Source organism: Carnobacterium sp. FSL W8-0810 (assembly GCF_038007125.1).
GTDB lineage: Bacteria > Bacillota > Bacilli > Lactobacillales > Carnobacteriaceae > Carnobacterium_B > Carnobacterium_B inhibens.
In genome coordinates, this window is the sequence record NZ_JBBOWO010000001.1 from 1,746,360 (window position 1) to 1,761,314 (window position 14,955).

Sequence of the window (14,955 nt, forward strand, 5' to 3'; positions counted from 1 at the left end):
GAACAGGGTTGGATACAATGAAAGCTAAAATTATGGGTGCTGGAAGTTATACTCCATCAAAAAAAGTTTCCAACGCTATGTTAGAGAAAATGATGGATACTAATGATGAATGGATCAGAACACGTACCGGTATAAAAACACGACGCATTAGTGAAGGTGAAAACACCTCCGTTTTATGTGGCAAAGCTGCACTAGATATTCTTGAAAAGGCTGGGATTTCTGCTAAAGAAATTGATTTCATCATTGTTGCTACAATGACCCCAGATGGATTAAGTCCTTCAACGGCTTGTTTAGTTCAAGACTATATCGGAGCAAATCCTGTAATGGCTTTTGATGTAAATGCAGCATGTTCTGGTTTCATTTATGCATTATCGATTGCGGAAAAATTAATCCAAAGCGGTTCGTTTAACTATGGATTAGTTCTTGGCGGAGAGGTCATGTCAAAAATCATTGATTGGCAAGATCGTAGTACTGCTGTTTTGTTTGGTGATGGAGCTGGCGGTGTCTTGCTAGGTGCATCAGAAACTGAAAGCAGCTTTTTAGGAGAAGATATCCATTCTGACGGAAGTCGTGGAGAATCGCTTACAGCTGGCAGCCGATTCGTTTCAAATTTTCAAATAGAAAATGAAATGAAAGATAGTTATCTACAAATGGACGGAAGGTCAATTTTTGATTTTGCCATTCGTAGTGTCCCTGAAAGCATTCGAACAGTTATAGCATCTTCAAACAGCACGTTAGAAGAAATTAACTGTATCGTCGCACATCAAGCCAATTACCGTATATTAAAGGCTATTGCAAAAAAACTGAAAATTCCAGTTGAAAAATTTGCAACCAATATTGCCGAATACGGAAACACTTCTGCTGCCAGTATTCCGATTTTGTTAGATGAACTTTTAACAAACGGAGAGTTAGTTTTAGGCAGCAAGAAAAAAATCGTTCTAACTGGATTTGGTGGAGGACTCACATGGGGCTCCATGCTCATTCAACTTTAATGAGGTTATACCAGCTTCGCTTAGGCTTAAAAAAATAAGCAAAAAAAACAACTATAATGGAGGAAATACAAAATGACATTCGAAAAAATTCAAGCAATTATCGTGGAACAATTAGACAAAGAGGAAGAAGAAGTACAATTAGAAACAAACTTCCGTGAAGATCTAGAAGCAGACAGCTTAGACTTATTCCAAATCATCAATGATATTGAAGACGAATTTGATATTAAAATTGAATCTGAAGAAGGTTTAACAACTGTTCAAGATATCGTAACTTTTGTTGAAGTTGAATTAGCTAAAAAATAAGCACTCATAAGAAAGCAGGTACTGTATGCAGTCTGAATTAATTAAAAAACTTGGAATCAAATACCCAATTATACAAGGCGCAATGTCTTGGGTTGCTAATCCTAGTTTAGTGAGTGCAGTTTCAAATGCTGGCGGTCTAGGAATATTAGCTTGTGGATATGCTTCAAGTGAAATTGTGCGAGAACTGATTAGAGAAACGAAAAGTTTAACAGATAAACCTTTCGGTATCAACGTTCTATTAACATCTCCTAACGTAGATGATGTTGTAAAAGTTGTCTGTGAAGAAAAAGTAAAAGTAGTAACTACTGGTGCGGGTAGTCCAGGAAGATACATGAATCAATTTAAAAGTGTCGGTACAGTCGTTATTCCAGTTGTGGCTTCAGTAGCATTAGCTCGAAGAATGGAAAATGAAGGCGCAGATGCGATTATTTGTGAAGGTATGGAAGCTGGAGGACACATCGGAAAAACGACCACTATGAACTTAGTGCCGCAAGTTGTCGATGCTGTTTCTGTTCCCGTTATTGCTGCAGGAGGTATTGCTGATGGACGTGGTGTTGCAGCTGCGTTTATGTTAGGCGCTTCAGCTGTCCAATTAGGAACACGTTTTGTTGTTGCACACGAAAGTACTGTTCATCAAAATTTCAAAGATGCCATATTAAAAGCAAAAGATATTGATACTGTAGTTACTGGTCAGATTACTGGTCATCCAGTACGTGTCCTACGTAACAAACTAACTCGTCAATACTTAAAAGTTGAAAAAGACATCACAAGTGACGAAAACCCAGATTTTAATCGTTTAGAAGAACTTGGAAAAGGTGCTTTGAGACGAGCTGTCATAGATGGCGATAAAGAAACTGGATCATTTATGTCTGGCCAAAGTGCCGGTTTAGTTTATAAAGAACAAAGTTGTCATGAGATCATCCAAGAATTAATGCATGAATACAAAGAAGTAATTACAGAACAAGCCAACCTAATGTCAAAATAAGGTGAACTTAAGTGAAAAATAACTAGAAAGCTAAAAGGAGTTCTTTTTGCTTCAAATGGTTTTCTAGTTATTTTTTCGATTATTTCTCTTATTTATGTTTATTAAATGGATGGTTTTTTTAATAGCCATATTACCGGTATAAAGGAGATTGAATGTGTATGAAAATAGCCTTTGTGTATAGTGGACAAGGAGCTCAATACTTTGGTATGGGACAAGAACTGTATGAAAATTACAGTGTGGTCCGAGACATTTTTAATCAAGCTGGTGAGTCTCTAGATTTAGATATGACTAAACTATGTTTTGAAGAAAATGACTTATTGCATCAAACAACCTACACTCAGCCTGCTATCTTAACGGTTAGCCTAGCTATTGATGCATTGCTAAAAGAAAAAGGGATTCAACCTGATATTGTAGCTGGTTTGAGCTTAGGTGAATACAGTGCATTTGTTAAAGCTGATGTTCTTTCTTTTAAAGATGCGGTTAGATTAGTTAAAAAACGCGGACAGTACATGACAGATGCTGTTCCTTTAGGTGAAGGCGCTATGAGTGCGGTAATGGGATTAGATCGTCAAACAATTAAAGCAGCATGTGATGAAGCTAGTGTATTAGGTGTCGTTTCTCCAGCTAATTATAATATGCCTGGACAGATTGCAATCGCAGGTGTCAAAGAGGCTGTTGAAAAAGCAGGAGAGCTTTTACTCGAAAGAGGAGCTAAACGAGTTGTTCCATTGCAAGTTAGTGGACCGTTTCATACACAGTTATTAGAACCTGCTTCTCTTCAATTAGAAGAAGCACTGAAATTTGTTTCAGTTAATGAACCTTCATTACCAGTTGTGAGCAACACAATTGCAGAGGTGTTCAAAGACAAAGAACAGATCAAAAATATGATGGTCAAACAAGTGATGTCTCCCGTGTATTGGGAAGACAGTGTACGAACAATGGTTGATTTAGGTGTGGATACATTTATTGAAGTTGGTCCTGGAAAGACATTAAGTAGTTTTATCAAAAAAATCGATAAAACAGTTACCACTTTAAATGTTGAAAATGAAAAAACTTTAAAAAAAACATTAAAAAAACTGGCAGAGCTAAAAGCTTTAGCCTAATACATTAAAAGGAATGAGCACATGACTTTAAAAAATCAAACGGTTATTGTCACAGGGAGTTCAAGAGGTATTGGAAAAGCGGTTGCTGTAGAATTTGCAAAAGCTGGTGCGAATATCATTTTAAATGCTCGTAAACCTTTTTCAGATGAGCTTATTAGTGAATTAGAAGGTTACGGAGTTAAAACGCACACTATTTTAGGCGATGTTAGTGATTTTGACTTTGCCAAACAATTGATCGAAGAATCAAAAGAAGTTTTTGGAAGCGTCGATATCTTAGTGAACAATGCCGGTATCACAAATGACATGCTTTTAATGCGGATGTCGGAAGAAGACTTTGATCAAACGATTTCAGTTAATCTAAAAGGAACCTTTAATACGATCCGTCATGCATCTAAAGTTATGTTAAAACAAAAAAGTGGCACTATTATTAATATGGCCAGTGTGGTCGGTCTTGTTGGAAACGTCGGACAAGCCAACTATGCAGCTAGTAAGGCTGGTGTTGTTGGGTTAACAAAATCCGCAGCTAGAGAATTAGCTGCTAGAGGTATAACAGTCAATGCGATTGCTCCAGGATTTATCGATACAGAAATGACAGATGTGTTATCTGATAAGATGAAAGAACAAGCGGTTAGTCAGATACCTTTGAAACATTTAGGTAACGTAGAAGATGTTGCAAGAGCAGCAGTTTTCTTAAGCGAAAATAAATACATTACAGGTCAAGTCATCAATGTAGATGGCGGAATGGTTATGAATGGTTAAAAAGGAGGAAAAACAATGACGAATCGTGTAGTTATTACTGGAATGGGTGCAGTTACGCCTTTAGGAAATACAGTAGACGAATTTTGGGATGGGCTTAAAGCTGGAAAAAACGGTATTGCTCCTATTACAAAATTTGATGCAACTGAAACTGGCATTACTGTTGCTGGTGAATTGAAAGATTTTGATGCAACAAACTATATGCAACGTAAAATTTCAAAACGAATGGACGAATTTTCAAGATATGGTGTTGCAGCAGCTGTTCAAGCTGTAGAAGAAAGCGGCATTGATCGTGAAAAAACAGACATGAACCGTTTTGGTGTCATCGTTGGTTCTGGTATTGGTGGATTGAATGCTATGCAAGAACAAATCATTAAGATGAACACAAAAGGACCTCAACGTGTAGCACCTTTCTTCGTGCCAATGGCGATCGGAAATATGGCCGCTGGAAATATTTCAATTGCGATTGGAACTAAAGGGATCAATACGTCTATCGTAACAGCTTGTGCTTCTGGAAATAATTCTATTGGTGAAGCATACCGTAACATCAAACATGGATATTCAGATGTGATTCTTGCTGGAGGAGCAGAAGGTACGATCAATGAGATCGGTATTTCTGGTTTTGCTGCATTAACGGCTCTATCAACGAGTACAGATCCTGACCGTGCTTCAATTCCTTTCGACAAAGAACGTACTGGTTTTGTTATGGGTGAAGGCGCAGCTGTATTAATGCTTGAAAGTCTAAACCATGCATTAGAACGTGGAGCAACAATCTACGCTGAAATAGTTGGTTACGGTTCTACAGGTGACGGTTATCATATGACTGCGCCAACACCAGATGGTAGTGGGGCAGGTCGTGCAATGCAAGACGCAATGGCTGAAGCTGGTATAACACCTGCTGATGTGGGCTATATCAATGCTCATGGAACAAGTACTGGAGCAAACGATTCTGCTGAAACAATGGCAATTAAATATGCATTTGGTGATGAAGCTAAAAACGTTGCGATTTCAAGTACGAAAAGTATGACAGGACACTTATTAGGTGCTGCAGGAGCAATTGAAGCAGTAGCATGTGTGAAAGCTCTTCAAGACGGATTTTTACCACCTACTATTGGCCTTCAAGTACCGGATGAAGCGTGCGATTTAGATTACATTCCAAATGTTGGACGTAAAGCAGATATTAAATACACACTAAACAATTCTTTAGGTTTTGGCGGACACAATGCCGTAACCTGCTTTAAGAAATGGGAGGGTCAGTAATAATGGATTTCAATCAAGTTAAGGAAATTCTAGATCTAGTAAATAAATCAGAATTAACTGAATTCGATTTGCAAATGGATAATGTTAATTTACGAATGAGTAAAAATACATCTAGCCAACAAATCAGCAATCAAACTGTTCTTACTGATTCAGATACAAGATTTAACGAACCTGTTCGTAAAGAGAATCTACAAACTTCTTCTCCTGTTTTCGAAGAAATTTCCAATTCAGCTCCAATTGCTGAAACTGTTGCCGATGGTGCATTAGTTCACTCTCCAATTGTGGGAGTAATCTACACTTCGCCTTCACCAGATCAACCTGCCTTCAAAAAAGTTGGCGATAAAGTAACGGTTGGAGAAACACTTTGTATTGTAGAAGCCATGAAATTGATGAATGAAATTAAAAGTGAAGTAGATGGAACGATTACTGAAATACTAATAGAAGATGAACAAGTCGTTGAATTTAATCAACCGTTGTTCAGAATTGCCTAGGAGGAAACACCAATGACAAAAATGAATATTAAAGAAATTCAAGAATTGATCCCGAATCGCTACCCAATCTACTTTATTGATCGTGTAGACGAAATGATTCCTGGTGAACATGTTGTAGCACTTAAAAATGTAACAATCAACGAAGAAGTATTCCAAGGTCACTTCCCAGGAGAACCCGTATTGCCCGGAGTATACATTCTAGAGGCTTTAGCTCAAGCAGGATCGATTCCTTTATTGACGCTAGACCGTTTTAAAGGGCAAACAGCTTATTTAGGTGGAATGAATAAGGTGAAATTCCGTAAAAAAGTTGTTCCTGGTGACCAATTAATGTTACAAGTTGATATTGTTAAATTAAAAGATTATGCTGGTATCGGAAAAGGCGTAGCTTACGTAGATGGAAAAAAAGTTTGTGAAGCTGAATTAACTTTCATCATTGGTAGATAAGCCTATGTTTAATAAGATATTAATTGCCAATCGAGGAGAAATCGCTGTTCGCATTATTCGAGCTTGTCGTGAGATGGGAATCAAAACAGTTGCTGTTTATTCTGAAGCGGATCGTGATGCGTTGCATATGCAATTAGCTGATGAGGCCATTTGTATTGGCCCGGCAAAAGCTACAGATTCTTATTTGAATATGCAAAGTATTTTAAGTGCAGCCGTTGTGACGAATGCACAAGCTATTCACCCAGGTTTTGGTTTCTTATCTGAAAATAGTACGTTTGCCACTATGTGTAAAGAAATGAATGTTACTTTCATAGGACCAGATGCGGATACTATTGATCAAATGGGAAATAAAGCGAATGCACGTGCTCTTATGATTGAAGCAAACGTACCAGTTATTCCGGGAAGTGAAGGCTTTATTACCGATACTAATGAAGCTAAACAACTGGCAGATAAATTAGGTTATCCAGTCATGGTTAAAGCCTCAGCTGGCGGAGGCGGAAAAGGAATGCGAAAAGTTCTTAAAAGCGACGATTTAGTTGCTGCATTCAACAGCGCCAAAAGTGAAGCTAAAGCGGCTTTTGGCGATGACCAAATGTATATGGAAAAAATCATTGAACATGCACGACACATTGAAGTACAATTACTAGGTGATCACTATGGAAATGTTATCCATTTGGGAGAACGTGATTGTTCTTTACAACGAAATAACCAAAAAGTTATTGAAGAATCTCCTTCAGTTGCCATCAATGAAGAACAACGCAAAGCGCTTGGAGAAACAGCCGTACGTGCAGCAAAGTATGTTGGATATAAAAATGCAGGTACGATTGAATTTTTATTGGATCAAAATGGACAGTTTTATTTTATGGAAATGAATACGCGTATTCAAGTTGAACATCCAGTAACGGAGATGGCTACGGAGTTTGATATCGTAAAAGAACAATTGTTAATTGCAAGTGGAGAAAAGTTATCTATTAAACAAAGTGATGTTCGTTTAACTGGACACACGATCGAATGCCGAATAAACGCTGAAAATCCTGCTTTTAATTTTGCGCCTTCACCTGGAACCATTAATTATTTATTGATGCCTAGCGGAGGAAATGGATTACGAGTAGATAGTGCGATGTTTGCTGGAGCGGATATTCCGCCTTATTATGATGCGATGATTGCGAAGATTATTACAAAAGGCACTAATCGTGCTGAAGCAATCGCTAAAATGCAGCGTGCTTTAGGTGAAATGGTTATTGATGGTATCATTAGCAATCAATTTTTCCAAGAAGATTTATTAATGGATAAACGATTTGTTAATGGTGAATACGATACAAGCTTTTTACAAGATGTTTTTCTTAAAGAATGGAAACCACGTGTTGAATAAGTTTGTTTTGGATTAACAAAAACATCTCACTAAAAAAGCCGCAAATAAAAGAGGTGACAAGGTGCAGTTATTTAAAAAAAGAGCGTATATACCCATTACCAAACACACACATATTAATGAAGAAAATGATGCCCCTATGGTACCAGATGGCATGTTTGCACAATGTCCAAGTTGTAAAAAGGCTATTTATACCAAAGATTTAGGAGCGGAAAAAATCTGTCCTCAATGCGGCTATTCATTTAGAATACGAGCACAAAAGCGGATTGAATTAACGGTTGATGAAGGCAGCTTTGAAGAATGGAATCAAGATATTCCTTTTGAAAATCCTTTGAACTTTCCAGATTATGATAAAAAAATAGAACAAGCTAAGAAGAAAACAAACCTTCATGAAGCTGTTTTAACTGGAAAAGGATTAATTGATGGACTAGAAACAGCTATTTGTGTGATGGACTCTCATTTTATTATGGGAAGCATGGGAAAAGTAGTCGGTGAAAAAATTACCAGAACATTTGAAAAAGCAATTGAAGAAAAACTACCTGTCATTATTTTTACTGCCTCAGGTGGAGCTCGCATGCATGAAAGTATTTTATCGCTTATGCAAATGGCTAAAATCAGTGGAGCTGTTGCTCGTCATAGTGACGCTGGTCTATTGTACATTACCGTATTAACCGATCCAACAACTGGTGGTGTAACAGCCAGTTTTGCCATGCAAGGGGATATTATCTTATCTGAACCTCAAGCTTTAGTTGGATTTGCAGGCAGACGGGTTATCGAACAAACTATTAATGAAAAGTTGCCTGATGATTTTCAACTTGCTGAGTCTGTTTTAGAAAATGGATTTATCGATAAGATCGTTTCAAGAAAAGAATTGAAACAGACACTGAGTCATATCTTACGCATTCATCAGTAAAAAACAGGCAGGTAAGTATTTTTATAAAGAAGGTGAACAAGTTGAAAGAAGCTATGGAAATCGTTGCTTTATCAAGAAAAACATCACGATTATCAACTTTAGAAATAATGGAATCTGTTTTTGACGGTTTTATTGAATTCCATGGCGATCGATCTTTTCATGATGACAAAGCTATTGTAGGTGGAATAGCAACCTTAAATGGACAACCTGTAACGGTTATAGGGAATCAAAAAGGACACGAAGTACAAGAAAATGTTCTTCGTAATTTTGGTTCTCCTCATCCAGAAGGGTACCGAAAAGCATTGCGTTTAATGAAACAAGCAGAAAAATTTCATAGGCCTGTAATAACCTTTGTCAATACTTCTGGTGCTTATTGTGGCGTAGAGGCTGAAAATAGAGGACAAGGTGAAGCTATTGCACGCAACCTAATAGAAATGAGCAAGTTAAAAGTACCTATTCTTTCTATCATTATAGGAGAAGGCGGTAGTGGTGGAGCATTAGCTTTAGCTATGGGAAACCAAGTCTGGATGATGGAACACACCATGTATTCTGTTCTTTCACCTGAAGGTTTTTCTTCTATTTTGTGGAAAGATGCTTCGAGAGCGAAAGAAGCCGCAGAACTGATGAAATTAACTGCGCAAGATTTATTTGGGCTTGATGTGATTGATTACATCCTACCAGAAACAAATTCAGAAGGATTACTCTCTCATGAGCACATCTTGGAAGAGTTGAAAAAAAATATCGGTTCGACAATAAAAGAACTCTCAAAAAAAACACCTGAACAACTTGTTGAAGAACGCTATCAACGCTTTAGAAAATTCTAAATGTTATTAAAAAAGATAGAAAAGCAGCTAGATTTTTTACATCTAAAGCTTTCCTATCTTTTTTTATTTAGGTAAATTGATTTCAGGTATCTTAACTGTAGAAGATTGATAAAGATATTTGCTGTCATTTGTTTCAATTAAAATATTATAGCGATGTGCATCTAAAAGTAGCGCTCCTAACATTTCTCTAGAATAGATCCGGCCCAATGGAAATTTGTCCGGCAAAGCGGCAGTTACTTTTTTTAATTCATAGAAACCATTGGCTATAGTTTCCACAAAAATAATATTTGCTATAGATTGTAATTCAGTTTGTTCTTCAGTTGTAAGATCTTTTACATAACCTTGGTTCATTACGGATCCTCCTTAAATAGTCAACGATTGTTTTAAATTAAACATAACAAAAATAGTTTACCATATGTTTGTATAATCTAATGCAAAATTTTTTTTGAATCGTGATTATTTATGCCGTTTATTGTATAAATTAATTTTTTAGTTTTGAATCTTCTTTAAGTTAAAAAGGAAAGCGTATTCTCTATTTTGATAGACTTTAATAAATAAATGTATGCTAAAATAGATACCGAGCACAAAAAAAGAATGGACTAGTTAACGTTGAACGACATGAATGCAGGAGAGTGACACCATGGGAGAAACAGTACCCTTTCCAAAAAATTATGAGTGGTACAAAAAAGAAGCGATGGAATGTTTTCTATCCGGTAGAATGGAAGACTCCATTCCGTTTTTTGAGGAAGCTTACCGATTGGAACAAGATGAGTTGCTTAATACAAATTATACAACTGCTTTATACCAAATTGGGGAGTATGAAAAAGCTAAAGAGATTGCAGATGATAAATACTCTTTTTATGAAAGTGAAGAATCGTTAGCCCTTTTTTATACCGCAATTTTGATAAAGTGCCATCTATTTCTTCAGGCTGAGCAAGCTTTATTGTTCCGCAAGAAGAAATATCCACAAACAGATACATCTGAAGCAAATTGGACAGCTGTTCAATCGTTGTTAGAAGAAGAACAAGCTAAAATTGAATTAGAAAAACAACAAAGGATTCAATATCTTTTAAAAGAGTCTTATTCCTTAGGCGACAAAAGTTTTGCTAAGCAATCGGCTATTATGAAAGAACTAGAAGAAATTCCATTAGAACTATTCATAGAAGCAGTAAGACCCATATTGGCAAATCCATATGTAAACGGGATCGTTAAAGCAACTGCTATCGAACGTTTAGCGTTTGAGAAAGTACAGGGGTCTTTCGATATTTATTGGATGAAAGAAAAAAGATCTATCCAACCTTGCACCCTTACTTCTATTAAGAAGCATAAAATTGTTCAAGAAGTCATGTTTTTGCTATCTGAACGCATTGAACAAACAAATCCTTCATTATATCAAGCAATGGTACAAGAAGTTTCGCTTCATTTCTTTATGTTATATCCTTTTATTGAAGAAGTTATCACTTCTCCAACAGAGTGGGTTGGTCTTTATCAAAAACGTTATAGTGAATCCAATCAGATAGAAGAATCTGATTATGAGACCAATGAAATGAATCGATGGATGCAAAAAGTTGAACAAGAATTGATTGATCTAACTTAAATGTTCATTCGTTACTTAATATAAAATGAAGTGAAAGACAATCTGTTTTACCTTTAATTCGTTGTTTTTATTTACAAATTTATGCCTTTAGTGTACTATTAATTAGTATGCAATTGCTTTTTTATTGCGAAAAATAGAGTGTTTCGGAGGGAAATATAACATGACTGCTAATTGGGAAAAAAAAGGCACAAATGATGGTGTCTTAACATTTGAAATTTCAGAAGAAAAAATTAAAGAAGGTTTAGATACTGCTTTTAACAAAGTGAAATCTACACTAAGCGTACCAGGATTCCGTAAAGGAAAAGTTCCTCGTGCTATTTTCAACAAACAATTTGGTGAAGAAGCTTTATATGAAGATGCATTGAATGCTGTATTACCTGAAGCATATGACGCTGCAGTAGTAGAAGCTGGAATCGATCCAGTTGCTCAACCAAAAATTGACGTTAAATCTATGGAAAAAGGCGAAGCTTGGGTTATTGAAGCTGAAGTTACTGTAAAACCTGAAGTTGAACTAGGGGAATACAAAGGCTTAACAGTTGAAAAACAAGACCGTGAAGTAACAGATGAAGATGTTGAAAAAAATATTGAAGAAAAACGTGCTGCACAAGCTGAATTAGTATTGAAAGAAGATGCTGCAGTTGAAGGCGACACAGTTGTTATCGATTATGAAGGATTTAAAGATGGCGTTGCTTTCGAAGGCGGAAAAGGCGAAAACCATTCATTAGAATTAGGTTCAAACTCATTCATCCCAGGTTTCGAAGAAAAACTTGTTGGCGTTAAAGCTGAAGATGAATTAGACGTTGATTTAACTTTCCCTGAAGATTACCATGCTGAAGACTTAAAAGGTGCTGCTGTTACATTTAAAGTAAAAGTACACGAAGTTAAAGCTAAAGAATTACCAGCATTAGATGATGAATTCGCTAAAGACGTTGATGAAGAAGTTGAAACATTAGCTGAATTAAAAGAAAAAATCAAAACTCAATTAACAGATGCTAAAGTTGCATCTGCTGAAGAAGCGGTTGAAGAAGCAGCTATCCGTCAAGCGGTAGATAATGCTAAAATCGAAGATCTTCCATGGGCAATGGTTCACGACGAAGTTCACCGTCAAATGGATGTATTCTTAAATGATATGCAACGTCAAGGTGTTTCTCCTGAAATGTACTACCAAATTACTGGTACAACAGAACAAGACTTACACAAACAAATGGAAGCTGATGCTGACTTAAGAACACGTACAAACTTAGTTCTTGAAGCTATCGTTGAAGCTGAATCTTTTGAAACTTCTGAAGATGAAGTTAATGAAGAAATCAAAAACTTAGCAGAACAATATGGTATGGACGAAAAAGCTGTTCGTGCTGCATTGACTCCAGAAATGTTGAAACATGACATTTCAATGAAAAAAGCAATTGATCTAATTACTGAAACAGCTAAAGAACAATAATTGCTGATTTGTTAAGCATAAATTAAAACAAACAAAAAAGGACTTCAAAAGTTATTCTTTTTGGAGTCCTTTTTTGGCTAAATGAGAAGCGGTTTAAATTCTAGCTTTAGAGCATAAATTATGCTATGCTATTTAAGATTTGAACGATTCTCATTGTAATATGAGCGGCAAATCTGCTACTATTATAAGTGGTACGAATGAGAATAGAGGTGGACAGGAATGTTTAATGATGAAGAAACAAAAGGACCTGTGAGCTGCTCTTTTTGCGGCAAGTCTCAAGACCAAGTGAAAAAAATTGTTGCTGGTCCAGGTGTATATATATGTAATGAATGTATCGATTTATGTAAAGAGATTATTGACGAAGAATTTAGTGATGCGGGATATGGCGAGTTTTTAGAAGTGCCTAAACCTCAAGAAATTAGAGGCATCTTAAATGATTACGTCATTGGACAAGAACAAGCTAAAAAATCTTTATCTGTAGCCGTATATAACCATTATAAACGTGTAAATCAAATTGGTGGCGAAGAAAAAGACGGTGTCGAATTGCAAAAAAGTAATATTTGTTTAATTGGACCAACAGGATCTGGGAAAACGTTCCTTGCTCAAAGTTTGGCTCGTATTCTAAATGTTCCATTTGCTATTGCTGACGCTACAAGCTTAACAGAAGCTGGATATGTTGGAGAAGATGTTGAAAATATCCTTCTAAAACTAATGCAAGCAGCTGATTACGATGTAGAACGTGCTCAAAAAGGAATTATTTATATCGATGAGATCGATAAAATCGCTCGCAAAGGTGAGAATGTTTCCATTACACGTGATGTTAGTGGAGAAGGGGTTCAACAAGCCTTGCTTAAGATTTTAGAAGGTACTGTTGCTAATGTTCCTCCACAAGGTGGAAGAAAGCACCCACATCAAGAATTTATCCAATTAGATACAAGCAATATTCTTTTTATCGTTGGTGGAGCTTTTGATGGAATCGAAACGATCGTTAAGAATCGTATGGGCGAAAAAGTCATTGGTTTTGGTTCTGCTAAGAAAAAAATAGAAGAAGGCCAAAGCATTATGCAACAAATCATTCCTGAAGACTTATTGAAATTTGGATTGATCCCAGAATTCATCGGACGTCTTCCGGTTATGGCTGCTTTAGAAAAATTAACTGAAGATGATTTGGTTCATATTTTAACGAAACCTAAAAATGCTCTTGTAAAACAATACAAAAAATTATTAGCATTAGATGAAGTTGAATTAGAATTTGAAGATGAATCTTTAACAGAGATTGCAAAGAAAGCAATAGAACGCAATACTGGTGCACGTGGATTACGTTCTATCATAGAATCTATTATGTTAGAAATCATGTTTGATTTGCCAAGCCGTCCAGAGATCGCTAAGTGCTTGATTACAAAAGAAACCGTAAGCGGCTTAGGGTTACCAGAATTCTTTGATACTAAAGGTAATAAAATCAGCTAGAGTGAGATAACAATAGTCTTAATAGAATAAGTAAACGATAGGAGGCTGGGACAAAAATCCCAGCCTCTTCTTTTTATACGAATATTTATTCTAAAACGTGCTCCAAAAAGCAGACCTAACGCCTAAGTGCATTTATTCAATGCTCGATGGTCGATGACCATACTGCGCTTATTCGTTCCAGTTGCCCTAGCTCTTGCGGCTTTAACTCTCTTTTTAGCTTATTTGAGTAATAATTATGTAATAGTTTCATTAGACCTTAAGAATAAACTAAAGAAGGTTTTAAAATTGGAATGTTATTGGTTGCTTTAATATGTTAGAATGGTAAAAGAATTTATAATTAGAGATGGAGATTAAAGTATGAAAGTAAATAAAGCTGATATTGTGATCAGTGCGGTTTCGCCTGCTCAATATCCAAGTACTGGACTCCCTGAGATAGCTTTAGCAGGACGCTCAAATGTAGGGAAATCATCTTTTATCAATACGATGATCAATCGAAACGGACTAGCTAGAACTTCAGGAAAACCAGGAAAAACACAAACGTTAAATTATTACATTATCGAAGATACTTTTTATTTTGTAGATGTTCCAGGATACGGTTATGCTAAGGTATCAAAAACTGAACGCGCAAAATGGGGTCAAATGCTTGAAACGTATTTTACTCAAAGAGAAACATTAAAAGTAGCTCTTTCTGTAGTAGATCTAAGACATCCGCCAACAGAAGATGATGTACAAATGTATGAGTTTTTAAAATATCATTCTATTCCTGTAATTGTTATTGCTACAAAAGCAGATAAAATCCCACGAGGTAAATGGAATAAACACATAAAAATTGTAAAAGATAAGTTGAATTTAAGAGAAGAAGATGATTTCGTTCTTTTTTCTTCCGAAACTGGCGAAGGAAAAGAACAAGCATGGAAATTGATTGAGTCTTACATTAAAAACTAACTTCTTTTTAGAATAAATGAGTAAATCAAGAATAATTGATAGATTTAAAGAATAGAAAGGGTAGA

The 14,955-nt window shown here is 36.0% G+C and carries 16 protein-coding genes; 15 read left to right on the forward strand and 1 reads right to left on the reverse strand.

Annotated features, from left to right (window positions below):
• Window positions 1-17 precede the first annotated feature (17 nt).
• The 11 genes from NST49_RS08505 (at window position 18) to NST49_RS08555 (ending at window position 9,440) form a co-directional block, all read left to right on the forward strand.
• Complete coding sequence (locus NST49_RS08505; RefSeq protein WP_341048061.1) at window positions 18-992, forward strand: beta-ketoacyl-ACP synthase III; 975 nt, start codon at window positions 18-20, stop codon at window positions 990-992.
• A 72-nt stretch (window positions 993-1,064) separates the two neighbouring features.
• Entirely contained in the window at window positions 1,065-1,295 is a 231-nt protein-coding gene (locus NST49_RS08510; RefSeq protein ID WP_034536759.1) for an acyl carrier protein, read from the forward strand.
• Between the two features lie 25 nt (window positions 1,296-1,320).
• Window positions 1,321-2,280, forward strand: coding sequence for an enoyl-[acyl-carrier-protein] reductase FabK (fabK, locus tag NST49_RS08515; RefSeq protein ID WP_034536756.1), 960 nt, complete (start codon window positions 1,321-1,323; stop codon window positions 2,278-2,280).
• Between the two features lie 158 nt (window positions 2,281-2,438).
• Window positions 2,439-3,383 (forward strand): ACP S-malonyltransferase, encoded by a 945-nt coding sequence (gene fabD / locus NST49_RS08520; protein ID WP_187948620.1) that lies wholly within the window; start codon window positions 2,439-2,441, stop codon window positions 3,381-3,383.
• A 21-nt stretch (window positions 3,384-3,404) separates the two neighbouring features.
• Window positions 3,405-4,142 (forward strand): 3-oxoacyl-[acyl-carrier-protein] reductase, encoded by a 738-nt coding sequence (gene fabG / locus NST49_RS08525; protein WP_023178055.1) that lies wholly within the window; start codon window positions 3,405-3,407, stop codon window positions 4,140-4,142.
• A gap of 15 nt (window positions 4,143-4,157) precedes the next feature.
• Complete coding sequence (gene fabF / locus NST49_RS08530; RefSeq protein WP_341048065.1) at window positions 4,158-5,399, forward strand: beta-ketoacyl-ACP synthase II; 1,242 nt, start codon at window positions 4,158-4,160, stop codon at window positions 5,397-5,399.
• A 2-nt stretch (window positions 5,400-5,401) separates the two neighbouring features.
• Window positions 5,402-5,890 carry an acetyl-CoA carboxylase biotin carboxyl carrier protein gene (gene accB / locus NST49_RS08535; RefSeq protein WP_023178053.1) on the forward strand — a complete coding sequence of 163 codons (489 nt, stop codon included), beginning with the start codon at window positions 5,402-5,404 and terminating at the stop codon, window positions 5,888-5,890.
• 21 nt (window positions 5,891-5,911) lie between these two features.
• Complete coding sequence (gene fabZ, locus NST49_RS08540; protein WP_176944148.1) at window positions 5,912-6,334, forward strand: 3-hydroxyacyl-ACP dehydratase FabZ; 423 nt, start codon at window positions 5,912-5,914, stop codon at window positions 6,332-6,334.
• A 4-nt stretch (window positions 6,335-6,338) separates the two neighbouring features.
• Complete coding sequence (locus NST49_RS08545; protein WP_341048067.1) at window positions 6,339-7,706, forward strand: acetyl-CoA carboxylase biotin carboxylase subunit; 1,368 nt, start codon at window positions 6,339-6,341, stop codon at window positions 7,704-7,706.
• A 61-nt stretch (window positions 7,707-7,767) separates the two neighbouring features.
• A complete protein-coding gene (accD, locus tag NST49_RS08550) occupies window positions 7,768-8,616 on the forward strand; it encodes an acetyl-CoA carboxylase, carboxyltransferase subunit beta (RefSeq protein ID WP_034536744.1) in 849 nt (282 codons plus the stop codon).
• A 53-nt stretch (window positions 8,617-8,669) separates the two neighbouring features.
• On the forward strand, window positions 8,670-9,440 hold the full coding sequence (locus NST49_RS08555) for an acetyl-CoA carboxylase carboxyl transferase subunit alpha (RefSeq protein ID WP_034538600.1): 771 nt from the start codon (window positions 8,670-8,672) through the stop codon (window positions 9,438-9,440).
• Window positions 9,441-9,503: 63 nt separating this feature from the next.
• On the opposite strand, the gene NST49_RS08560 is transcribed toward NST49_RS08555, so the two are convergent.
• Window positions 9,504-9,791, reverse strand: a complete 288-nt coding sequence (locus NST49_RS08560; RefSeq protein ID WP_341048068.1) for a hypothetical protein — start codon at window positions 9,789-9,791, stop codon at window positions 9,504-9,506.
• Between the two features lie 289 nt (window positions 9,792-10,080).
• On the opposite strand from NST49_RS08560, the gene NST49_RS08565 reads away from it, so the two are divergent.
• The 4 genes from NST49_RS08565 (at window position 10,081) to yihA (ending at window position 14,890) form a co-directional block, all read left to right on the forward strand.
• A complete protein-coding gene (locus NST49_RS08565; protein WP_341048070.1) occupies window positions 10,081-11,037 on the forward strand; it encodes a hydrolase in 957 nt (318 codons plus the stop codon).
• A 160-nt stretch (window positions 11,038-11,197) separates the two neighbouring features.
• Window positions 11,198-12,478 (forward strand): trigger factor, encoded by a 1,281-nt coding sequence (gene tig / locus NST49_RS08570; RefSeq protein WP_023178046.1) that lies wholly within the window; start codon window positions 11,198-11,200, stop codon window positions 12,476-12,478.
• A gap of 219 nt (window positions 12,479-12,697) precedes the next feature.
• Window positions 12,698-13,945, forward strand: coding sequence for an ATP-dependent protease ATP-binding subunit ClpX (gene clpX, locus NST49_RS08575; RefSeq protein ID WP_341048072.1), 1,248 nt, complete (start codon window positions 12,698-12,700; stop codon window positions 13,943-13,945).
• Window positions 13,946-14,302: 357 nt separating this feature from the next.
• Entirely contained in the window at window positions 14,303-14,890 is a 588-nt protein-coding gene (gene yihA / locus NST49_RS08580) for a ribosome biogenesis GTP-binding protein YihA/YsxC (RefSeq protein ID WP_023178044.1), read from the forward strand.
• Window positions 14,891-14,955 lie beyond the last annotated feature (65 nt).